The 21,587-nt window shown below is 59.7% G+C and carries 19 protein-coding genes and 2 pseudogenes; 9 read left to right on the forward strand and 12 right to left on the reverse strand.

The features are described from left to right. Nucleotides 1-46 precede the first annotated feature (46 nt). The 3 genes from A0257_19665 to A0257_19675 all read left to right on the forward strand — a co-directional run bounded on the left by A0257_19665 (nucleotide 47) and on the right by A0257_19675 (nucleotide 3,831). The gene (locus A0257_19665; protein AMR29093.1) at nucleotides 47-1,378 is read left to right on the forward strand and encodes a hypothetical protein; all 1,332 of its coding nucleotides are present in this window, start codon (nucleotides 47-49) and stop codon (nucleotides 1,376-1,378) included. Between the two features lie 468 nt (nucleotides 1,379-1,846). Then, complete coding sequence (locus A0257_19670) at nucleotides 1,847-3,259, forward strand: MFS transporter permease (GenBank protein ID AMR29094.1); 1,413 nt, start codon at nucleotides 1,847-1,849, stop codon at nucleotides 3,257-3,259. 20 nt (nucleotides 3,260-3,279) lie between these two features. Further along, nucleotides 3,280-3,831 carry a hypothetical protein gene (locus A0257_19675; GenBank protein ID AMR29095.1) on the forward strand — a complete coding sequence of 184 codons (552 nt, stop codon included), beginning with the start codon at nucleotides 3,280-3,282 and terminating at the stop codon, nucleotides 3,829-3,831. Between the two features lie 151 nt (nucleotides 3,832-3,982). Here the strand turns inward: A0257_19675 and A0257_19680 are convergent, their stop codons facing one another. Both A0257_19680 and A0257_19685 read right to left on the reverse strand, forming a co-directional pair. Next, nucleotides 3,983-5,644 (reverse strand): amidohydrolase, encoded by a 1,662-nt coding sequence (locus tag A0257_19680; GenBank protein AMR29096.1) that lies wholly within the window; start codon nucleotides 5,642-5,644, stop codon nucleotides 3,983-3,985. Between the two features lie 122 nt (nucleotides 5,645-5,766). Next, entirely contained in the window at nucleotides 5,767-6,537 is a 771-nt protein-coding gene (locus A0257_19685) for an AMP nucleosidase (protein ID AMR29097.1), read from the reverse strand. 252 nt (nucleotides 6,538-6,789) lie between these two features. On the opposite strand from A0257_19685, the gene A0257_19690 reads away from it, so the two are divergent. After that, on the forward strand, nucleotides 6,790-7,284 hold the full coding sequence (locus tag A0257_19690; protein AMR29098.1) for a restriction endonuclease subunit R: 495 nt from the start codon (nucleotides 6,790-6,792) through the stop codon (nucleotides 7,282-7,284). On the opposite strand, the gene A0257_19695 is transcribed toward A0257_19690, so the two are convergent. The 6 genes from A0257_19695 to A0257_19720 form a co-directional block, all read right to left on the reverse strand. After that, nucleotides 7,274-7,837: a hypothetical protein gene (locus A0257_19695; protein AMR29864.1), complete on the reverse strand. Its 564-nt coding sequence runs from the start codon at nucleotides 7,835-7,837 to the stop codon at nucleotides 7,274-7,276. The two genes, A0257_19690 and A0257_19695, sit on opposite strands and share 11 nt — an antisense overlap. Nucleotides 7,838-7,966: 129 nt before the next feature. Then, nucleotides 7,967-9,094, reverse strand: a complete 1,128-nt coding sequence (locus A0257_19700; protein AMR29099.1) for an alanine dehydrogenase — start codon at nucleotides 9,092-9,094, stop codon at nucleotides 7,967-7,969. A 75-nt stretch (nucleotides 9,095-9,169) separates the two neighbouring features. Continuing rightward, nucleotides 9,170-9,685 carry a glyoxalase gene (locus A0257_19705; protein AMR29100.1) on the reverse strand — a complete coding sequence of 172 codons (516 nt, stop codon included), beginning with the start codon at nucleotides 9,683-9,685 and terminating at the stop codon, nucleotides 9,170-9,172. Nucleotides 9,686-10,086: 401 nt separating this feature from the next. After that, complete coding sequence (locus A0257_19710; protein ID AMR29865.1) at nucleotides 10,087-10,824, reverse strand: desaturase; 738 nt, start codon at nucleotides 10,822-10,824, stop codon at nucleotides 10,087-10,089. 131 nt (nucleotides 10,825-10,955) lie between these two features. Then, nucleotides 10,956-11,345 carry a hypothetical protein gene (locus tag A0257_19715; GenBank protein ID AMR29101.1) on the reverse strand — a complete coding sequence of 130 codons (390 nt, stop codon included), beginning with the start codon at nucleotides 11,343-11,345 and terminating at the stop codon, nucleotides 10,956-10,958. 308 nt (nucleotides 11,346-11,653) lie between these two features. Next, on the reverse strand, nucleotides 11,654-12,124 hold the full coding sequence (locus tag A0257_19720; protein ID AMR29102.1) for a hypothetical protein: 471 nt from the start codon (nucleotides 12,122-12,124) through the stop codon (nucleotides 11,654-11,656). Nucleotides 12,125-13,052: 928 nt separating this feature from the next. Here A0257_19720 and A0257_19725 point away from each other — a divergent pair. Further along, the gene (locus tag A0257_19725; GenBank protein AMR29103.1) at nucleotides 13,053-13,331 is read left to right on the forward strand and encodes a hypothetical protein; all 279 of its coding nucleotides are present in this window, start codon (nucleotides 13,053-13,055) and stop codon (nucleotides 13,329-13,331) included. A gap of 385 nt (nucleotides 13,332-13,716) precedes the next feature. Here A0257_19725 and A0257_19730 read toward each other — a convergent pair. Together A0257_19730 and A0257_19735 are read right to left on the reverse strand one after the other, a co-directional pair. Then, nucleotides 13,717-14,283: pseudogene (locus A0257_19730) on the reverse strand (Crp/Fnr family transcriptional regulator). 391 nt (nucleotides 14,284-14,674) lie between these two features. Beyond that, nucleotides 14,675-15,055, reverse strand: a pseudogene (locus A0257_19735) (hypothetical protein). Nucleotides 15,056-15,230: 175 nt separating this feature from the next. On the opposite strand from A0257_19735, the gene A0257_19740 reads away from it, so the two are divergent. The 3 genes from A0257_19740 (at nucleotide 15,231) to A0257_19750 (ending at nucleotide 18,533) form a co-directional block, all read left to right on the forward strand. Further along, complete coding sequence (locus A0257_19740; GenBank protein AMR29104.1) at nucleotides 15,231-17,672, forward strand: transketolase; 2,442 nt, start codon at nucleotides 15,231-15,233, stop codon at nucleotides 17,670-17,672. Between the two features lie 109 nt (nucleotides 17,673-17,781). Next, nucleotides 17,782-18,201 carry a hypothetical protein gene (locus tag A0257_19745; protein AMR29105.1) on the forward strand — a complete coding sequence of 140 codons (420 nt, stop codon included), beginning with the start codon at nucleotides 17,782-17,784 and terminating at the stop codon, nucleotides 18,199-18,201. Then, the gene (locus A0257_19750) at nucleotides 18,147-18,533 is read left to right on the forward strand and encodes a transposase (protein AMR29866.1); all 387 of its coding nucleotides are present in this window, start codon (nucleotides 18,147-18,149) and stop codon (nucleotides 18,531-18,533) included. Before A0257_19745 ends, A0257_19750 begins: the two co-directional genes overlap by 55 nt. 67 nt (nucleotides 18,534-18,600) lie before the next feature. On the opposite strand, the gene A0257_19755 is transcribed toward A0257_19750, so the two are convergent. After that, entirely contained in the window at nucleotides 18,601-19,140 is a 540-nt protein-coding gene (locus A0257_19755) for a hypothetical protein (protein AMR29106.1), read from the reverse strand. Nucleotides 19,141-19,321: 181 nt separating this feature from the next. On the opposite strand from A0257_19755, the gene A0257_19760 reads away from it, so the two are divergent. Further along, nucleotides 19,322-20,335, forward strand: coding sequence for an acyl transferase (locus tag A0257_19760; protein AMR29107.1), 1,014 nt, complete (start codon nucleotides 19,322-19,324; stop codon nucleotides 20,333-20,335). A 59-nt stretch (nucleotides 20,336-20,394) separates the two neighbouring features. Here A0257_19760 and A0257_19765 read toward each other — a convergent pair whose 3' ends face one another. Then, nucleotides 20,395-21,558, reverse strand: a complete 1,164-nt coding sequence (locus A0257_19765) for a Fis family transcriptional regulator (GenBank protein AMR29108.1) — start codon at nucleotides 21,556-21,558, stop codon at nucleotides 20,395-20,397. Nucleotides 21,559-21,587 lie beyond the last annotated feature (29 nt).

Consider the following 21,587-nt stretch of genomic DNA (forward strand, 5'->3'; position numbering starts at 1 on the left):
CAAGTCGTAGGCTAGTACGTATTACCCGAATTTCTGTGCTTTCGCTATGCCTTTTCGCCTGCGCCAACTCTGGCAGCCCCTACGTGAGTCGTTGTGGTTTGTGCCGCTGCTGATGGTGCTGGCCGCGCTGGGGCTGGCCTACGGGCTGGTGCAGTTCGACCAAAGCACCAGCGCCAACGGCACGCGCCGCCTACCCCTGCTGTTTGGCATCGACGCGGGCGGCGCGGGCGGGATGCTCACGGCCATCGCGGGCTCCATGCTGACGGTGGCGGCCCTCACGTTTTCGCTGCTGCTGGCGGCCATCGCGCAGGTTAGCAACCAGTATTCGCCGCGGGCGCTGCGCAATTTCATGCGCGACCCCGTGAACCAGTTCGTGATGGGCTACTTCGTGAGCGTGTTCACGTTTGGGCTGCTGGTGCAGGGCACCATCCGCGATGGGCAGACTGATAAGTTTGTGCCCACCACGGCGGTGCTGGTGGGCCTGTTGCTGGCGTTGGGGGGGGTAGGGGCCTTGATTTTTTTCATTCACCACGTGGCCGAGTCGCTGCAAACCGGCACCCTCGTGCGCCAGATAACGGTCGAAACCGAGCGCGAAATCGACCGGCTCTTCCCGCTCAACTTTGGCCAGGAGCTGCACGCCGAAGACCGCGCCGCCGCCGAAGCCTTCGCGGCCGCCACCGCCGGCTGGTTTCCGGTGCTGGCCACGGATGCCGGCTATTTGCAGTATATCGACGCGCCGGGGCTGCTGGCCTGGGCCACCCGCCACCGCACGGTGCTGCGCCTGGAAGCGCACATCGGCGACTTCGTGGGCACGGGCCAGCCGCTGTTCAGCGTGCGGGCGGGCATGGAGCGCGCCGCCACGCCCCAGGCCGACTGGCCCGCCGACCTGCTGGGCCACGTCAGCATTGGCCGCCACCGCAACCCCGACCAGGACGTGGCCTTCGGCTTGCAGCAGCTGGTCGATATTGCCCTCAAGGCGCTGTCGCCGGCCGTGAACGACACGACCACCGCCATCATGGCCATCGACTACCTGGGCGAGCTGGCGGGCCGGCTCGCCCGGCGCGAGTTTCCGGGCGTGCTCCGCTCCGATGGCCAGCACCTGCGCGTGCTGGTGCGGGTTTATTCGTTTGCCGAATACGTGCGGCTGGCCTTCGACCTGGTGCGCGAGAACGCCCGCGGCAACCCGGCCGTGCTGCGCCGCCTGCTGCGCGCGCTGGCCCTGGCCGCCCAGCAGGTGAGCGGCCCCGTCCGCCTACCCCCCCTGCGCGAGCAGGCGACCCTGCTGCTGGCCTGCGCCCAGGCCAGCCTCGGCACCGCCTACGAGCGCCAGGAAGTGCAGGCGCTCTACGACGAGCTACGCGCCGTCTGGGAGGGGTAGGGCGGCGTTTCGCCACCCTGGAGCAGGGTTTCGCCAGCCCCAAGCCGGCTGCCTTGCACCCCGAACCAGGGTTCTTTCCCATAAAGTAGGATATCTTCGAGCCCAATTAGGATATATTTAAGACTGAGTAGCCTGTCTTCGGCTAAAAGTAGGATATCTTTAAGACCAAGTAGAATATCTCTGAGCCTAAGTAGGATATCTCCGGGTAAGAGTAGGATATCTTTTAGGACAGGCGGCGGGTCGGCGGGGACGCTGGCCCAACTGCCGCCTTTTCGGGCGTTGCGGAGAGGTTCTCAGCGCAACCTTTGCCCTCACTCTGTATCTCGGAGGGCCAGACGCAGCAGTTTCTTTGGCGGGTGCGGCTTGCGGACCGGGCGGGGGGTAGGGCAGTGGGGCTAAGCCGCACGCGCTAAAGCGGATGCTACGTTGCCTAGTATCTTGGCAGCGGCCAACCCCTACCCCCCCCGCATGACCCCTACCCTCCCCACCGTCGAAAAAGACAACAAGCGCATCACCAATGGCTGGACCTTCTACGACTGGGCCAACTCGGTGTACCCGCTCGTCATCACCAGCTCGATTTTCCCCATCTACTGGGGCAGCATCACCAAAGAAATCAACCCTACGGATGTGGTCGATTTCCTGGGTTTTCAGGTGCCGGGCTCGTCGCTGCTCACCTACGCCATCTCGGCCTCGTTTCTGATTATCGCGCTGGTGAGCCCGTTTCTTACTTCGCTGGCCGACTATTCGGGGCGTAAGAAGCTATTTATGCAAATTTTCTGCTACCTCGGGGCGGCGAGCTGCGCGGGGCTGGCTTATTTCACCAAGGACACGCTGACGCTGAGCACGTTTATTTTCATCGCAGCCACGGTAGGCTTCAGCGGCAGCATCGTTTTTTATAATTCCTACCTGCCCGAAATTAGCTCCGAAGCGAAGTTTGACTCGCTTTCGGCCAAAGGCTTTTCGATGGGCTACGTCGGCTCGGTGCTGCTGCTGGTTATTTGCCTGGGCATTATTATGGGGCCGCACATCGCGGGCGGGCCGGAGGGCGTGGCGCTGTTTGGCATGAGCACCGGGGCGGCCACGCGGCTCAGCTTCTTGCTCACCGGCGTGTGGTGGGTGGGCTTCGCCCAGATTCCGTTTTTCACCCTGCCCCCCGATACCGGCCGCCCCGCCGACGCCCCCGCCAGCCAGGATGGCTGGCTGCTCAACGGCTTCCGCGAGCTGGGCAAGGTCTGGGACCAGCTCAAGCAGCTGCCCAATCTCAAGCGTTTCCTACTGGCCTACTTCACCTACAACATGGGCGTGCAAACGGTGATGTACGTGGCTACTATCTTCGGCGACAAGGTGTTGCAGCTCGATAGCACGTCGCTCATCGTGACCATTCTGCTGCTCCAAATCGTGGGTATTCTCGGGGCCTGGCTGTTTGCCAAGCTCTCCGAGCGCATCGGCAACACGCGGGCGCTCAGCTGGGCGGTGTTCATCTGGATGCTCATTTGTATTGCTGGCTACTTCGTGCAGAAGGGCTGGAGTTTCTTCGCGCTGGCCGCCGTCATTGGCCTCACAATGGGCGCGGTGCAAAGCCTTTCGCGCAGCACCTACTCCAAGATTATCCCCGAAAACACGCCCAACTCGGCCGCGTTTTTCAGCTTCTTCGACGTGGTGGAGAAGCTGGGCATCGTTATCGGCACGCTCTCGTTTGGCCTCATCGGGCAGCTCACGGGCTCCATGCGCAATAGCATTCTCTCGCTCATCGTATTCTTCATCCTGGGGCTGGGCTTCCTGCTGACCCTGCGCGGCAAGAAGCTGCGCGATGACCCCGCCGAGGACAGTTTCCTACCCCCCCCGCCCGCCTCGGCCTCGGTTGAGATGGGCCGCCGCTAAACTGTTTGGCTTATTAGCAGTTGACTAAAGAATTTACCTACCCCCCTTGCCCCATGCACACTTCCTCCATCCAGCAAAATATTCTCGAAGAACTCGACCGCGAGCTAGTCGTGACGCGCGAAGTCCTCGCGCGCGTGCCCGACGATAAGTTTGACTACCAGCCCCATCCCAAGTCGATGAAGCTGGGCCAGCTGGCCTCGCACGTAGTGAATATTCTGAAATTTCAGCAGCTGTTTGTAGAAGCCGACGGCCGCGACTTTCTTGACCCCAACGCGCCCAAGCCGCCGCCCAGCCCCACCACCACCGCCGAGCTGCTGACTCGCTTCGACCAGTTTAGCGCCGAGCTGCGCGATGCCCTGCGCGCCAGCAGCGACGAGGCGCTAACCGGCAACTTCCGCCTCCACCGCGGCGAGCAGACCCTAATGGAGCGCCCCAAAGCCGCGGCCCTGCGCATCATGGGCCTCAACCACAGCATCCACCACCGCGGCCAGCTCACGGTGTATCTGCGCCTGCTCGATATTCCGGTGCCCGGCGTGTATGGCGCCAGCGCCGACGAGATGGGCGGGTTTTAGAGCCGAATCAACCGAATAAAAGAACGTCATGCTCATCTGGCGTCCGCTTGCCGAAGCATCTCTACCGCGTAAGTAATCCTATTAATTGGAAATTACTTACGCGGTAGAGATGCTTCGGCAAGCGGACGCCAGATGAGCATGACGTTCTCTTTTAGGGTATTGCGTTGAACACCCGCTTACCACCAATCCACGTCTGCTGCACTTTCAGGTCGTGCAACTTTTCGTTGGGCGCGGTCAATAAATCGGCGTCCAGCACCACGAAATCGGCCAGCATTCCGGGTTTTATCTGGCCTTTGCGCTTCTCTTCGAAGGCGGCGTGGGCGGCCCAGGTGGTCATACCGCGCAGGGCCTGCTGGCGGGTGAGGGCGTTTTCCATCTGGAAGCCGCCGGCCGGGAAGTTCTTCGCATCCTGGCGCGCCACGGCGGCGTGAAAGCCATAGAGCGGGTTGATATCCTCGACCGGGAAATCGGAGCCCAAGGCTAGCTGGCCATATTGCTTCAGCAAATCCTGGTACACGTAGGCCGTTTTGAGGCGCTGTGGACCCAGGCGCTCGCCGGCCCAGTACATATCGGAAGTAGCGTGGGTAGGCTGCACCGAGGGCACAATGTGGTACTGGCCAAACTTATGCACATCCTGCGGGCTCACTATTTGGGCGTGCTCGATGCGCCAGCGCCGGTCGGTTTGCCCGGCCAGCGCCGCCCCGTAGATGTCGAGCAGCAACCGGTTGCTGGAGTCGCCGATGGCGTGAGTGTTCATCTGAAACTTGGTGGCGGCCAGCTCTTTAGCTATTGCCCGGTAGTACTCGGGGTGTTGCAGCAAAAAGCCTGTTTCGTGCGGCCGGTCGGTGTAGGGGGCCAGCAGCACCGCCCCGCGCGAGCCCAGCGCCCCATCGGCGTATATCTTGAAGGAGCTGATAGTCAGATTATCGCTGAAAAATGGCCCCTTGGGCAGGTAATACGCTTTATTAGAGGGGGTAGGGTTGAGCATGGCGTAGAGGCGCAGGTGCAACTTGCCCGCCCGCTGCAACGCGGCCATGCGCTCGATGTCTTCGCGGTCGAGGCCCGCGTCGGCGAGGCTGGTGAGGCCCACGGCCAGGCAGTTTTGCTGGCCGGCCAGCAGTAGCTTCTCGGCCTCAGCAGCACTAGGCTCGGGTATTTTGGCCGCGACTAGCTTCACGGCGTTATCCACCAGCAAACCCGTGAGGTGCCCTTGCGCATCGCGCCCGATGATGCCGCCGCTGATGGGGGTAGCGGCCGTGACGCCCGCCAGGTCAAGCGCCTTTTGGTTGACGAGCGCCGCGTGGCCATCCACGCGGACAATGAGTACGGGCACGTCGGGAAACAGCCGGTCCAGGGTGTCTTTGGTGGGGTAGCGCTGGCCGGGCCAGTCGTTCTGGTCCCAGCCCCGGCCCGTGAGCCAGGCGGCAGTGGGCTGCTGCCGCCGCTGCGCACTGAGGCGGCCCACCGTTTCGGCCCATGACCCCGCGCCCACCAGATTAGCTGAGCGCAGGCCCAGCGCGTAGCGGTAGAAGTGGCAATGCGCGTCGTAAAAGCCGGGATATATAAACTGCCCATGCGCATCTACCGTCTGCGCCGCCTTATACCGGCCCTGCAAATCGGCCGCGCTGCCCACGGCCACAAAGTGCCCGTCGCGCACGGCAAAAGCCTGCGCCTTGCTAAACGTAGAGTCAACCGTGTACACCGTGGCATTGGTTACCAGCAAGTCAACCGCCTCACGCTGAGGCTGGCAGCTCGCTAATCCAAACGCAAAGCCAAAGCAAAGAGCACTCCCAAGTTTAAAAAGAAGGCGCATAGTACAAAAGGGTATGCAAAGTTCCAAAACCAAACCAACCCACAAAGCTAAGCCCGTTCTCCCCAGAGAACGGGCTTAGGTAAATCGTCCACAAAATCCGTGAAATCCGCGTAATCCGTGATTTATTCGAAGCGCATGTGCTTCACCGACTCGCCCGAATTCTTCAATTCCAGCAGCGAATCGATGCCAATGGCCAGGTGCTGCTTCACATAGTCAGCAGTCACTTTTGAGTCCGATTCGGCCGTTTTCACGCCTTCGGGCGTCATTGGGTTGTCGCTCACCAGCAGCAGCGCGCCGTGCGGAATGTCATTCATGAAGCCGCACACGAAAATAGTGGCCGTTTCCATGTCCACGGCCAAAGCGCGCACGCGCTTGAGGTAATCCTTAAACTCCTCGTCGTGCTCCCACACGCGGCGGTTGGTGGTGTACACGGTGCCGGTGTAGTAGTCGAGCTCGTGCTTCTTAATCATCGAAGAAACAGCGCGTTGCAGGCGGAAGGAGGGTAGAGCCGGAATCTCCTTGGGCAGGTAATCGTCGGAAGTACCATCGCCGCGAATGGCCGCGATGGGCAGCACCAGGTCGCCGAGCTTGGTCTTCTTCAAGCCGCCGCATTTGCCCAAAAACAGCGCCGCTTTAGGCTTGATGGCCGAGAGCAAATCCATGACTGTAGCCGCCATTGGCGAGCCCATGCCGAAGTTGATAATGGTGATGCCGTTGGCCGTGGCCGACTGCATCGGCTTGTCGAGGCCATGCACTTTCACCCCAAACTGCTCGGCAAACATGGTCACGTAGTTGCTGAAGTTGGTGAGCAGAATGTATTGCCCAAACTCGTTGAGGGCCACGCCTGTGTAGCGCGGCAGCCAGTTGTTTACGATGTCTTCTTTGGTCTTCATAAGGTGAGTTTTGATTTGGTTATCAGGTACAGATTGTTTTTTAGAACGTCATTTCGAGCTTGACGAGAAATCTCGCCGGCATTCGTTGAACAACGACACCCGAGCGACCCCAAGCGAGATTCCTCGGCAAGCTCGGAATGACGTTCTCGTGGAATTAGCAATAAAAAAAGCCGCCTACCCGGTAGGGTACGGCGGCGCAACGGGCGGAAAACCCAACGAAATGCGACAGCCAAACCCATACCTTTGGAGGTGATGCAAGTGCTCGACCTGCCGCCTTTCGACCACAAAATTAGGCAAAATTCCGCGGATATCCTTGAAATATGGGATGAGCTGCGCCGCAAGTACGTGGTGCTGACCCCCGAAGAGTGGGTGCGGCAGCACGTGGCGCATTACCTGATGACTCACCTGGGCTACCCGCGCGGCCTGCTCAGCCTGGAGCGCGGCCACCGCTACAACCAGCGCCAGAAGCGCACCGACCTCGTGGCGCTGGGCCCCGATGGCCGCCCGCTGCTGCTGGTAGAATGCAAGCGCCCCTCGGTGGCCATCACGCCCGCCGTGGCCCAGCAGGCCGCCACCTACAACCAAACTATGTGCGCGCCCTTGCTGCTGCTGAGTAATGGCTTGGTGCACTACTGCTGGAGTGTCGATTTTGAGCGCGGCGCGAACGAGCGTCTGGCCGAAATTCCGACGTATGCGCAGGCCATTGGCTTGGCTGGCGACGAGGGGGGTAGGGCGCTCAGACCTTAACGCGCACGACGACCGGCGCGTTGGTAGCGGCATCCAGGCCCTTAAACTCGATATAGCGCACGTTGGGCACCCAAAACGTGCCGCCCTCGATGCGCAGGTACACGCGGGTGAGCAGAATCTGCTTGTTGGCCACCACGGTATAAACGTGGAACGTCTTATCGGCCGCCGATTTCAGGAGGTAAAACGGCACCTTGTCGTAGGCGGCAAATTTCAGCTCGTACTTATCAGCCGTCAGCTTTTTGGCCGTGAGGCCGTAGGCAAACTTGCGTTGGATGAAGTTCAGCTCCTTGCGCTGGCCCCGCTCGTCGTAGCGCAGCCAGAACACGTTAATCGGCTCTTCCTCATCTACCTGGCCCGCGTTGTTCACATTGAGCTGGTAGATGATGGTATTGGTATTGGGGTCGCGCTGCAAGTAAAACAGCTGGTTGGTCACCCCCGTCGGCACCGGATACGTGAGCATGGGCTGGGCCGGCTGCGCGGGGGGTAGGGGCCGAGCCACCCCAGCAGCAGCAGCAGAGTGGGCAAAAAAGAGAATAACATAAGCTTGAAGCAGGGAAAGGGTACACCCGGCCGGGCCGATTTGTTCACGCCAGCTCGGCTGCCCACCAAAAAAGCCTGCCGGACGCTCGTCCGGCAGGCTTTTTAGCAAAGCGCGCAGGCTCACCGAGCCCGCGCAGTATATTTATACGGCAGCGCCTTCCAGCACCGATTCCACGTCCACGAGGGGCAGGTTCCAGGCTTCGGCCACGCCCTGGTACACCACGTCGCCGTGCACCACGTTGAGGCCGAGGCGCAGGGCCCCATCGCGGCGGCAGGCTTCCTGCCAGCCCAGGTTGGCCAGCTTCACGGCGTAGGGCAGGGTAGCGTTGGTGAGGGCCAGCGTGCTGGTGTAGGGCACGGCACCCGGCATGTTGGCCACGCAGTAGTGCACCACGTCGTCGATGATGAAGGTCGGGTTTTCGTGGGTCGTGGGGCGGCAGGTTTCGATGCAGCCGCCCTGGTCCACGGCCACGTCCACGAGCACGGTGCCGGGGCGCATAGTCTTGAGCATGTCGCGGGTGATGAGGTGCGGGGCCTTCGCGCCCGGAATCAGCACCGCGCCCACCACGAGGTCGGTCGTCTTGATGGCTTCGCGAATGTTGTACTCGTTCGAATACTGCGTCACCACGTTCTTGGGCATGAAATCGTCGAGCTCGCGCAGGCGATTCAGGTTGATGTCCATGATGGTGACCTGCGCGCCGAGGCCGGCGGCTACCTTGGCAGCCTGCGTGCCCACGATGCCCGCGCCCAGCACCAGCACGTGCGCCGGCTTCACGCCGGGCACGCCGCCCAGCAGAATGCCGCGGCCTTTAAGGGGTTTTTCCAGGTATTTCGCGCCTTCCTGCGGGGCCATGCGGCCGGCCACCTCGCTCATCGGAATGAGCAGGGGTAGGGCGCGCGAGGGCAGCTCCACCGTCTCGTAAGCGAGGCACACAGCCTTGCGCTCAATCATGGCGTGGGTCAGCTCCTCGCCGCTGGCAAAGTGGAAGTAGGTGAACAGCAGCTGGTTCTCCTTGATGAGCGGGTACTCCTCGGCAATCGGCTCCTTCACCTTGATAATCATCTCGGCCTGCCCATACACGTCGGCGATGGTCGGCAGCAGCTTGGCACCCGCCTGCTCATACTCCGCATCAGCAAAGCCCGAGCCTTCGCCGGCGCTCGCCTGCACCAGCAGCGAGTGGCCGTGCTTGCGCAGCTCGGCAACACCGGCGGGCGTCAGGCCCACGCGGTTTTCATTATTCTTAATTTCCTTCGGAACGCCGATAATCATGGGGCAGGGGAGGGGGGTAGGGGAAGAGAAAACGTGCCGTAAAGATACGGTTGCTACCACGCCGCGCGGCCGGTTTTAGTTCGCCAGGCGCAGCAACCCCGGCAGGTCAAGCGGGTGGGTGTACATGGCCAGCTTGCCGTCGGGCGTGGTGGGCCACTCGGCGCGGGGGCGGTCCCAGTACAGCTCCAGGCCGTTGCCATCGGGGTCATCGAGGTAAATGGCCTCGCTCACGCCGTGGTCTGAGGCCCCGTTTAGGGGGTAGCCCGCCGCCAGCAGGCGCTTCACTACGGCTGCCAGCCCAGCCCGGTCCTGATATACAATAGCCGCGTGGTAGAGGCCCGCTACCCCCTCGCGCGGGGCCGGGCGGCCACCTTTGCTGTGCCAGGTATTAAGCCCGATGTGGTGGTGGTAGCCGTCGGCCGATAAAAACGCGGCCGAGCCCATATCCAACATCACTTCAAAGCCCAGCAGGTCATGGTAAAAAGCCAGGGCACGCGGCAAGTCCGTGACTTGCAGGTGAATGTGGCCAATGCGGGTGCCGGCGGGCACGGTGTAGAGAGTAATTTTGGGAGCGGGGTTAGCGGGGTTCATGGTGGAAATAACTAAACGACTATGGACTGTAAGTCCATAGGTTTGAAAGCGAATGGAATTCGGCGGTTTCGGCTAAAGCCGACTGAAAGAAGCCACTGAAAGTGGGTCGCTTTAGAATAAAATTCTGCTGGCTAAACGCTGGCGTCGGTCATTGAGCAAATAGCAATAACTAACTGACAATCAAAAATTAAACAGCCTTGCCTGAACAAGACCGGCAAAAGTGAGTAGCAACTAAAGTCTTGCCCTAAAGGGCATAGCTTTAACTAGCGTACTTGAAAAGTAAAGCAGATGCAAAAATAATGTATCTACATTAATCAACAAGCGAGCCTAAAAAAAGCCCTGCCAATCCGGCAGGGCTAGCAGCAGGGCTTGTTAAAACCAGTGGTTGGCCTGGGTGAGCATTATAGCTTATCGTACACGTCGCGGAACGTGAGCATTTCCCAAACCCGGCGCTCGTTGTGGCGCGGAAACCCGCAGGCGGGCGCAAAGTCGTCGGCTTCCTTAAACGTGCCAAACAGCCGGTCCCACCAGGTAATGTCGCCGTAGTTGTAGCGGTGCACGCCGAGCTGATGATGAATGCAGTGGTGCTCGGGCCGCTGAAGGAAGTAGCCCAGCCACCTGGGGGTAGCGATGTTGGAGTGGTAGAAATACTCGCCGGTGGTGCCAAAAAGCGAAGTCCAAGCGGCGGCTTCGGCCGTGCCGCCCAACACGAAGAACAGGCAGAAGCTGGTGAGGAGCGAATCGGCGAATATCTCCACCGGGTGCTTGTAGAAGGAGGTGAGCAGCTCGATGCGGGCGGGGCTGTGGTGCAGCTGATGAAACACCAGCCAGAAGCCGTTGGCGTGCCGCAGCCGGTGCCACCAGTAAAATACGAAGGTGCCGCCAAACCAGTAAGCTAGCCCCTCCGTCAGCGGCGTGTGCCAGTGGCCGACATGCAGCAGGGAATACTGTCGAAAATACGTGTTCCAGGTGAGGCCACCCAGGCCAATCAGCAGTACCTGGGCGGCATTCACGGCCACCGCCCGCAGGTACCAGTTTTTGGCTTCGGGCAATTCCCGGCCAGGAAATTTCCGCTCTAAAACAAAGAACAGCAGCGTAATCAGGCAAATTAATATTCCCTGAACGCCCTGCGTGGCCAGGGGTAGTTTGGCTTCCATACGACAGTGGGGGGGCGGCAAGCAGCACGTGCTTCCGGCCACAAATTTCCGATGCTGCCTTTAGTGAGCACTTGACAATTATCAAGTTCGAGCCAGCAGGCGCGGTCAGCGGGCTAGAGGCAAAAATCCAAGAAGTAGTGTTCGTCGCCTTGCCCAATCAGTAGGGTAGAAGCTAATTTATCGTCTTGCAGTAGGAAATACCAAATAATTTTTTGCTGGTAGCGGGCCACGTACACGTGGGCCGTAGAGCCCAGCATATGAAAGGGGCAAGGGGGTATTTCGGGACCCGGTAAGGCGTCGTAAGCCGTGAATACTATTTCTGTGAGGTGGAGGTCTTGCGTCCACAAAAATTTCCGCTGCTGGTCGAGCCAAAAAATTAATTCCTTGCGAGCTTGCTCCCCGCTCTGGCCCGGAAAATGCAGCAGAGCCGGGCAGAAATACTTCTGCATGAGCGCGGCGCTCGTGTGCGTGCTGTCGGCCGCGTCGCTTATAAAGCTGCGCAATGGTAAAGTATCCTGAGCGAAGCAGCCACTAGGTAAGAGGCTGATTGTCAAAGCGGAGAATAAGTTTTTCATACGGGAGTTCGCAACTAATAATAGCTAGTCCTGAACCGGAATGCCGTCTTGTTTGCGCCGCAAAGCTTGGCTGGCAAAAAGCAGCAACCCTTAATAGATGTCAAGTTCGCTGAGCGCGCAGCCGGCTCAGAACTTTGGGCGTGATGCCCAAGCGGGAAGCCAGTAGTTTCGAGAAAATTCGCCGAAGGAGCTTCGGAAACTCTTGTAGCAGCCGGTGGTAGCGCTTTTAGTTGGGTCTAATGGCAAAAGTCAAGAAAATAATATTCGCCTCCTTGATTAATAAACATTGTGGAGGCGATTTTTTTTTGATCGTCCTGCAAAAGGATAAACATAACAATTTTCCCTTGATATTGAGCCACGTAAACGTTTGCAGTATCGCTAAGCATATGGAATGGTTTTGGCGGCATCTCCTCTTCAGTCAACTTATTAAAGTGCTTAAGGATAATATTATTTTCCTTTATTTGTCGCCTTCTTAGATTAATGCGATGTTCTGAAATAGTAGATTCTAGGTAACTGCGCGCCTCAATTCCATATTTATCAGTACGGTGTAGTACGGTAGTGCAAAAATATTTATCACCAATCTCTATGTTATTCAGCTTGCCATCGATAATATCGCGAATAAACTCTCTGATTGATGCCGGGTCATTTTCCGTCCGGATTCCTAATAAGGGAAGGAGGAAAATTAGGAGTAAGGAAAAAAATCTCATATTATTAAATAAATTAACATCCTCCTGTATTGGCTGGGGAAACCCCATTTCCTCCTCTCTGAGCACCTGCTGGCAGTAGCATTGTACTAATATCCCGTCCTAAATTACCAGGATTACTTCCGCCGCTTATTCCTCCCCACTGTCCCCAAGTGTCAGGTAAATTTAAGCCCGCTGCGGCAGCAGCACCGATGGCAAAATCCGTACAATTGTAAAGAGGTAATTCATAACTTGCGCCCGCTTTTATATAAGTATATTGCAAAAGACTGTACAAATTACCCCCAAAAATCTGTTTGGACATACTCACTGTATAGGCAGTTTGGCTATTATCGCCGAAGATACCTGGCGAGTCCGATATAATAGCAGCTTTCGAAGTAGGGTAAAATCCAAAAACACGTGTAATACCATTCTGGCTAATTGAAATGAAGGCGTGTCCTACCCCGCCGTTTATGGACCAAGTGTCACTCGTCCCAGGTGTTGGTTGCCGGACATACACTGTTAAAGTAGCAGGTTGATTGGTATCAAAGCACTTTAAATATTGTTTAATATTAGTAACAGGAATATCGGGCGGGACAACTAGTATTGTGGTAGCCGTAAGTGATGAGGTAGGATTGGTATTCGGGCCAGGAGCATGCGGCCCGCCGCCGTAGCCACCGGGGCCGGGGCCGGGGCCGCTGCCGCCCGAGGCGCCGGGGCCAGTATCTGCCCCGTTGCCACCTGCATCCCCGCCTTGCGGACTGCAATCGCCCGTTGTAGTGATGTATACTGAAGAACCATCGGGCATGACCTGATACCAATCGGTGCAGGTCGAGGGGGGCATGTTATTGGGATGCGCCCCCCCTGGCGACGGCAACTGGGCGGCCGCTACGCTAGCAGCCTTGGAGCCCCCAGCCGGAAAGCGTAAACGCACACTACCAGGCAGCCAGCGCCCTTGCTCGAAGCGCTGGCCGGTCAGGTATTGATAATCGGCCGAATACAGGAAGATAGAACCTTTAGTCAAGCTAGGAGCAGTGGACTGCCCGCTTTGGTAGCCGCGGTACAAACTTGTAAACAGGGCCAAGGTATCGACGGGTTGGCTGGCGCGTGGCACCAGCACCTCGATAATTTTACCATCCAGTGCATTGGTCGCTTGCTTGGCGACGATAAGGTAGCGCAGGCCAGTATAGATACCGTGCGTAAACAAGGCCGCGTCGTCGGCGAAGGGCACTAGTACTAACTGTTGCGCGCCTGCGCCCACGGTCAAGGCACGTTGCCAAGCTAGCTGCGCCATAGTGGAAGCCGAAGGGCTAGCTGCCGCTAGGTTAGCCGTAGTCGCGGAAGGTTCGCTAGGTATAGCTCCCGTTAGCCAGCCCGGATAAGTAGTTTGGTACCAACGCTGAGCTTCCAAGATGGACGGCCCATTGCTGAGCGCTTGGAGCGTGGGAGCTGGTAAGTCGGCTGGGCGACGCGAGCAGGATTGGCCCGTAAGTAAGCTCAGGGTAAATAAAACTCCGCGGAGGATGGTGGAGGAAAAGCGCATGGGTAGGGACTGTTAGCGGTGTTGCCTTTTGTATTACAAATCTCTACTCTTGCTATCAACTATAAATTGACAAATGTCAATTTCGCTTGGCCCGTAGCCGGCTCAGGGTTTCGGGCGCGATGCCCAGGTAGGAAGCCAGCAGATTCAGGGGAATGCGCCGGACGAGCGCCGGAAACTCTTGTAGCAGCCGGTGGTAGCGCTCAGTGGCCGATAGCGTGCGGAGCTGAAAAGCGCGCTGCTCGCTCAGCATGTAGTACCGTTCGGTGAGCACCCTCCCCACCAAGTTGAATTCGGGAAACTGCTGGTACAGCTCCTGTAGCCGCGCGTGGCTGATGGAATAAAGCACGGCCGGCTACAATAATTCTATATATTCGCTTGAAGGCTGCTGGGTGAAAAAGCTAACGACCGAAATAATAAAGTCGCCCTCGGCCATAAACCAAGATGAGGTTTCCTGCCCGGCATACAAGGCATACCCACGTACTAATCCCATTTCCACGAAATACAGCCGCTGTGCGACTTGCCCCGGCCGCAGAAGCGCGTGCTTGGCCGGCAACTCTTCGTGCCGTATGCTGGCCAGTATAGCTGCTTGTAAGGCCGGGCTAAGAGTAAGCACCGACCGCACCGCCTCCAGTAGCGCTATCATGTCATTTAAACGGCACCGACGAGCCACTTTCCTTCACCAGGCTCGTGGGTACTAAGTCCTTCACCACGTTGGCCTTAAGGGTCAGCTTAGTGTCGCCGTGCATATCATTAGAGTCCAGCGTCACGACCTCCGCGGCTGGCCCCACGGCGCGCTGCCCGTACACCAGTTCCACCACGGCGCTCTGGCCGGGCTTAATGGGCGCGGGCACCGTGCGGTAGCCCACGCAGTAGCACGGCGACGACACGGTGCTCAGCACCAGGTCTTTGGGCCCAGTGTTGCGCACCCCAATGCGCGCCACCAGCTGCTGGCCGGCCTCCATGCGGCCAAAGTCGTAGGTGCCGCGCTCCAGCACCAGCCTGGGCGAGCTGGCCAGCTGGGCGGGCGTGAGGGCAGCCCGAAGCTCCTCTTTGGTGAGCACGGTGCCCTTGAGGCTGAGGACCTTGCTGGCCTCGGTGGCGTTGCTCATCACGGTCACGGTCTTGGCAAACACGCCGGGCCGGCCGGCGCTGTTATACACTGCCTTGATGACGCCCGACCGGCCCGGCAGCACCGGCGATTTGGTCCATTCCGGGGTGGTGCAGCCGCAGCTAGCCTGAGCATTGGCAATAACAACGGGCTGATTACCTGTGTTTTTGAACTTGAACTCGTAGGTCGCCATCGTGCCCTCGGGCACCTTGCCAAAGTCGTGGTTGGTATTTTCGAAGGTGATGACGCCCTGCGCGTGGGCGGCCAGCGCCAGCAGACACAGCACGATAGTAGAAGCGATACGCATGGGAGAAGATAAAAAATCAGGCCCTGACCGGAGCCATTGTGCGGAATAACAATTACTTAACTCCGACTGGCGGGGCCAGCCAGACAAATATACGGCCCGCCCCCACGCGATTTCGTAAATTTGCGTCCCTGCCCTACCCCTTCCCCACCCACCACTTCCCTATTTCCCCCGAATTATGTCTGAGACGCTGCTTGCCCCGGCCGAAGCCCTCCCCGGCACCGCCCCCCTGCACCAGTCCCTCTCCCGAGCCGAGCTGCTGGACGACTACCGCCTCGGTTGGGAAAGCCGCCACGCCTCGCTGGCCGGCCGCCGCGAGGTGTTTATGGGCAAGGCCAAGTTTGGTATCTTCGGCGATGGCAAGGAGCTGCCGCAGCTGGCGATGGCTCGGGCCTTCCAGAACGGTGATTTCCGGTCCGGCTACTACCGCGACCAAACCTTTATGGTGGCCATCGGGGAGCTGACCTGGCAGCAATATTTTGCCCAGCTCTACGCCCATGCCGACCCCGAAGCCGAACCTAGCACCGCCGGCCGCGCCATGAACGGCCACTTTGGCACCCGCCTGCTCGACGACGACGGCCAGTTCAAGCCCCAGACTTCGACCAAAAATTCCTCAGCCGATATCTCGCCCACCGGCGGCCAGATGCCGCGCCTCGTGGGCCTGGCCTACGCCAGCAAGCTCTACCGTCAAAACCCGGAATTGCACCAGTTTACCGATTTTTCGGTGAATGGCAACGAGGTGGCGTTCGGCACCATTGGCAACGCCAGCACCTCGGAGGGCGTGTTTTTTGAGGCCATAAACGCGGCCGGCGTGCTCCAGATTCCGCTGCTGATGTCGGTGTGGGACGACCACTACGGAATTTCAGTACCCGCTGAATACCAGACCACTAAGCAAAGCATCTCGGCTATTCTGGCCGGCTTCCAGCGCGAGGGTGAGGGCCAGGACGGCTTCGAGATTTTCGTGGTGCGCGGCTGGGACTACCCCGCCCTCGTGGACACCTACCAGCGCGCCGCCGCCGTGTGCCGCGCCCAGCACGTGCCGGTGCTCATCCACGTCACGGAGGTGACGCAGCCGCAGGGCCACAGCACCAGCGGCTCGCACGAGCGCTACAAGCCCAAAAGCCGCCTCAGCTGGGAAGAGCAGCACGATTGCCTGACCCATTTTCGCGCGTACCTGCTCGCGGAGGGGGTAGCGACGGAGGATGAGCTGACGCAGATTGAAAAGACGGCCGCCGCCACCATCAAGCAGGCGCGCACCACGGCGTGGTCGGCGTTTTTCGACCCCATTCAGCAGGAGCGCGAAGAAGCGCTGGTGATTCTGAATAAAATGGTGGCCGAAGCCGGCGAAGAAAATCAGCTGGCTGAGCTGGTTAAGTCGCTGAAAACCAACGTCACGCCCATTCGGGCCGACATTGTGCGGACGCTGCGCCGGGCGCTGCGCCAGATTCGGGGCAACCGGCCCAGCGCCGGCCGCCGCGCCGCCCAGCGCCTGCTGGAGCAGTGCGAGGCCGAAAACGCCGACCGCTACAACTCTTACCTCTTCAGCCAGAGCGAGGAAGCCGTGGGCAATATCGCCGAAGTGCCGGTAGAATTTGCCGCCGACGCGCCTCTGGTTGATGGCCGCGAGGTGCTGCAAGCCTGCTTCACGGCCAACTTCGAGCGCGACCCGCGCATCTTCGCCATCGGCGAGGACGTGGGTCAGATTGGCGACGTGAACCAGGCCTTCGCGGGTTTGCAGGAGAAATTTGGCGAGCTGCGCGTCACCGATACCGGCATTCGCGAATGCACCATCGTGGGGCAGGGCATCGGCGCGGCGCTGCGCGGCCTGCGGCCCATCACCGAGATTCAATACCTTGATTACCTGCTCTATGCCATTCAGGTGCTGAGCGACGACGTGGCCTGCCTGCAATACCGCACCAAGGGCGGCCAGAAGGCCCCGCTCATCGTGCGCACCCGCGGGCACCGCCTGGAAGGCATCTGGCACTCGGGCTCGCCGATTCAGATGATTCTCGGGGCCATCCGGGGCATGCACCTGTGCGTGCCGCGCGACATGACCCAGGCGGCGGGCTTCTACAACACGCTGCTGCGGAGCGACGAACCGGCCATCGTTATTGAGTGCCTCAACGGCTACCGCCTCAAGGAAAAGCTGCCGGCCAACATCGGCGAATTCACCCTACCCCTCGGCCGGCCCGAGGTGCTGCGCGAAGGCACCGACCTCACCATCGTCACCTACGGCTCGATGTGCCGCATCGTCATGGACGCCGCCCGGCAGCTCGCCGACGCCGATATTTCGGTAGAAGTCATTGATGTGCAGACGCTCCTGCCCTTCGATACCGACCAGCTCATTGCCGACAGCCTGCGCAAAACCGGCCGCGTCATCTTCGCCGATGAGGACGTGCCCGGCGGCGCCACGGCCTACATGATGCAGCAGGTGCTCGACGGCCAGCAGGCCTACCAGCTCCTCGACTCGTCGCCGCGCTGCCTCGCCGCCCAAGCCCACCGCCCGCCCTACGGCTCCGACGGCGACTACTTCTCCAAACCCAACGCGGAGGACGTATTTGACCTGGCCTACGAGATGATGCGCGAGTCAGACCCAGCCCGGTTTCCAGCTATTTATTGAATTAAAAAGTAAAAATGATAAATTAAAAATGGGTCGGGTAACGCCTCTGTGCTAGGGTGTGAGGACAATAAAGCGGGCTAATATATATTTGCGTTAAATTTAGTCTCTTATGCGTCGCCACGAAGTTTCGGATGCCACCTGGGTCCTGGTCGCCCCCCACCTGTCAGGCAAAGTTACCGACTGCGGAGTAACGGCCAAAGATAACCGCCTGTTTTTCAATGCGGTGCTTTGGATTGCGCGCACCGGCTGCCCCTGGGCTGACTTGCCGGAGCGCTTTGGCAAGTTCAATTCCGTGTGCAAGCGCTTCCGCCGAATGGCCCAAAAAGGGGTCTGGCAGCGTCTGTTTGCCGCAGTCCAGGCCCCCGACCTGGCCTGGGTCCTGCTCGATTCGACCGTATTGCGAGCCCACCAGCACTCGGCGGGCCAAAAAAAAGTAACCCCGAAACCGAGTGTCTCGGGCGCAGCCGGGGCGGCATCAGTACCAAAATCCACGCCTGCGTCGAGGCTCAGGGCCACGGCGTGCGCTTGATTGCCACGGCCGGCCAGGCGGGCGACTCGCCGCAAACTTTACCCTTACTGGCGGAGCTGCGGCCGGGCAAAGTACTGGCCGATGGAGCCTACGATAGCGATGAAAACCGGGCTTACTGTGCCCAGCAAGGCATTGAGGCAGTCATTCCGAATCGGCCCAATCGCCTGGAGCCCGTCGAGTTGGACACAGCGGCCTACCGGGAGCGCAATAAAATCGAGCGCTTTTTCGGTCGCCTCAAACAGTACCGCCGCCTGGCCACGCGCTATGAAAAAACCATCGTTTCTTTTCTGGCTTTCTGGCATATTGGAGCAGCGATGGATTGGCTTAAATGATTTTTTATTTGTCCTCACGCCCTAGACGTTACCCGACCCATTTATCATTTTTACTTTTTAATTCAAGCTACAGCGGCGCGATAACGATGCTGTCGGTGCGAATGGTATTGCTCAGGTGCAGGGCACGGTCGGCAATGCTCACGTCGAAGCGTATTACGTCGCCAGCACTGAACGGAGTGCTGTAACCAAAGGCGATGGTGCGGGTCAGGGTGCCTTTGATGGGCGACGTTTTGCTGTCGGTGAGGCCGGTAATGTGGTCAAAACGGCCATTATATTCCCCCATTGTTCGCCCTAGCGCGATTACCGTTGACACGAACTTACCCGTCTTGGGGTCCTTCAGAAAAGGCTCAACGAAGTAGTTATTGTTGAAAATGCTGGGGTAGGCGTAGGGCGCTACCTGGCTCTCAGCGGCCGTCAGACCCAGGTCGCCGTCGCCATCCTGAAAATTGATGGTGATGAAAACCGAGTCGATGGGTTGCTGTTTGGGGTCCGCATATTTGTAGCGCTGCACCCGCACGTTGTTGTTGCTGATGGAGGGGGTAGTAGAATATTCGGGGGCCTTGAGGCAGCCGCCCAGCCCCGTAGCCAGCAGCGCCAGCCCGCTCAATGAAAATACAAATCGAAACGGTTTCATACGCAAACACAGTCAAAAATTGGATGCCCGACCCGCCTACCCCCGCCCGCGTGGCCAACGCTCTGGCGCCGGGGTTTGTTGTGCCGGTGTAAATGTAAGCCGCCCGCTGCCAGTAGCTCCGGCCGCGTATTTTGCCTAACCCTCGTTGCTCACTATGAGTTTCCGCACTTCTTTTCTGGGCCCGCACTACCAGGCCCTTACCCAGCTCGCTAACGCCGATTTTGCCGCCGCCGCGCTGCAATTGTTTCGCCACCAGGCGGCGCACTGCCCGCCCTACGCCGCCTACCTGGCCGGCCTGGGCCGCGACCCGGCCGCCGTGCGGGGGGTAGGGGACATTCCGTTTCTGCCCATCGAGTTTTTCAAAACCCAGGAGGTGCGCACCGAGCCGGCCGCCTGGCAGCCGCGGGAGGTGTTTCGCAGCAGCGGCACCACCTTGCAGCAGCGCAGCCGCCACCTCGTGCGCGACCCCGCCCTGTACCGCGCCAACGCGGCCGCCATCTTCGAGGCTGCCTACGGGCCACTCACGGGCTGGACGTTTCTGGCCCTGCTGCCCTCTTATTTAGAGCAAGGCGAGTCGTCCTTAGTGGCGATGGTGGCTGATTTTGCCCAGCGCTCGGGGCAGGCGCAGCCGGCGTTTTTCCTGCGCGACCACGCCGGCCTGGTGCGGGCGCTGGCCGAGGCCAAAGCGCAGCCCGGCCGCCGCGTCCTGCTTTTCGGCGTCACCTACGCCCTGCTCGACCTGGCCGCCGAATATGGGGGTAGGGCTGAATTGCAGGACGTAGTGGTGCTCGAAACCGGCGGCATGAAGGGCCGCCGCCGCGAGATGATTCGCGAGGAGCTGCACCAGGAATTGCAGGCCGCCTTCGGCCCCGCGCCCATCCACTCCGAGTACGGCATGACCGAGCTGCTGAGCCAGGCCTACTCGCCCGGCCACGGCCTCTTCTACTGCCCGCCCCAGATGCAGGTGCTGCTGCGCGACCCCGCCGACCCGTTCTCCGTGGCCGCTGACCGCCCTGAAGGCGCCATCAACGTCATCGACCTGGCCAACGTGGATAGCTGCGCCTTTATCGAAACCAAGGACCTGGCGCGGCGGCATCCTGATGGCGCGTTCGAAGTGCTGGGGCGGCTGGATAACTCGGATATTCGGGGGTGCAGCCAGTTGGTGTAGTTTTCAATCGTTTGTCCTTGCCGCGCTCCACTTCGTTGCGCTCGCAAGGACAAACGATTTTATTTGCCCGCAAACGCCTTAGCGTCAGCTTCTTCAATCGTAGCGTCGCTCATGATAACCAAGCGCTCCACCACGTTGCGCAGCTCGCGGATGTTGCCGCGCCAGTCGAGGCTTTGCAGGTAGGTCAGCGCGTCGGCCGAGATTTTCTTGGGCTTATTGCCGTAGTCGGCGGCAATGTCCTGCAAAAATTTCTGCACCAGCTCGGGAATATCCTCGCGGCGCTCGTTGAGGGACGGCACCTGGATGAGAATCACCGACAGGCGGTGGTAGAGGTCCTCGCGAAAGTTCTTGTCGGCAATTTCCTGCAAAAGGTCCTTGTTGGTGGCGGCCAGCACGCGCACGTTCACCGAAATCTCCTTTTCGCCGCCCACCCGCGTGATTTTGTGCTCCTGCAAGGCGCGCAACACCTTGGCCTGGGCCGAAAGGCTCATATCGCCGATTTCGTCCAGGAAAAGCGTGCCGCCGTCGGCTTGCTCAAACTTGCCGATGCGCTGCTTCACGGCCGAGGTAAACGAGCCTTTTTCGTGGCCAAATAGCTCGCTCTCAATTAATTCTGAAGGAATGGCGGCGCAGTTGACTTCCACCAGCGGGCCGTTGGCGCGGGGGCTGAGCTGGTGCAGCTGCCGCGCCACCATTTCCTTACCCGCGCCGTTGGGGCCGGTGATGAGCACGCGCGCATCGGTGGGCGCGACTTTTTCAATGGCCTTGCGCACGGCGCCCAGGCCGGCCGAGCCGCCAATCATCTCAGAGCCCTTGGTGGTGGCAAGCTTCTTCTTGAGTGTCTTGGTTTCGGAGGTCAACTTCGTGCGTTCCAGCGCGTTGCGCACCGTCACGAGCAGGCGGTTGAGGTCGAGTGGCTTGGCGATGAAGTCAAACGCGCCCTTCTTGGTGGCGTCCACGGCGGTTTCGATGTTGCCGTGGGCCGATACCATGATAAACGTCGCGTCCGGGGCCAGGGTGCGGGCGCGCTCCAGCACTTCGAGGCCGTCCATCTTGGGCATTTTGATGTCGCAGAGCACCACGTCGTACTTCTGCTGAATCAATAAATCAAGCCCCGCCGGCCCGTCCTCGGCCTGGTCCACCTGGTAGTCTTCAAACTCCAGAATTTCCTTGAGGGTGTTGCGGATGGCCTTTTCGTCGTCGATGATGAGAATGCGGGGCACGGTGGGGAGTTAAGAGTTGAGAGTTAAAA

Source organism: Hymenobacter psoromatis (genome assembly GCA_001596155.1).
Taxonomy (GTDB): Bacteria; Bacteroidota; Bacteroidia; order Cytophagales; family Hymenobacteraceae; genus Hymenobacter.

Bases quoted from the DNA above. Each gene is read 5' to 3' on its own strand.
- A0257_19665 (AMR29093.1), top strand. From the start codon at position 47: ATGCCTTTTCGCCTGCGCCAACTCTGGCAGCCCCTACGTGAGTCGTTG.
- A0257_19690 (AMR29098.1), top strand. From the start codon at position 6,790: ATGCAAGTGCTCGACCTGCCGCCTTTCGACCACAAAATTAGGCAAAAT.
- A0257_19680 (AMR29096.1), bottom strand. From the start codon at position 5,644: ATGCGCCTTCTTTTTAAACTTGGGAGTGCTCTTTGCTTTGGCTTTGCG.
- A0257_19685 (AMR29097.1), bottom strand. From the start codon at position 6,537: ATGAAGACCAAAGAAGACATCGTAAACAACTGGCTGCCGCGCTACACA.
- A0257_19705 (AMR29100.1), bottom strand. From the start codon at position 9,685: ATGAACCCCGCTAACCCCGCTCCCAAAATTACTCTCTACACCGTGCCC.
- A0257_19760 (AMR29107.1), top strand. From the start codon at position 19,322: ATGAGTTTCCGCACTTCTTTTCTGGGCCCGCACTACCAGGCCCTTACC.
- A0257_19720 (AMR29102.1), bottom strand. From the start codon at position 12,124: ATGAGATTTTTTTCCTTACTCCTAATTTTCCTCCTTCCCTTATTAGGA.
- A0257_19745 (AMR29105.1), top strand. From the start codon at position 17,782: ATGCGTCGCCACGAAGTTTCGGATGCCACCTGGGTCCTGGTCGCCCCC.
- A0257_19740 (AMR29104.1), top strand. From the start codon at position 15,231: ATGTCTGAGACGCTGCTTGCCCCGGCCGAAGCCCTCCCCGGCACCGCC.
- A0257_19700 (AMR29099.1), bottom strand. From the start codon at position 9,094: ATGATTATCGGCGTTCCGAAGGAAATTAAGAATAATGAAAACCGCGTG.
- A0257_19670 (AMR29094.1), top strand. From the start codon at position 1,847: ATGACCCCTACCCTCCCCACCGTCGAAAAAGACAACAAGCGCATCACC.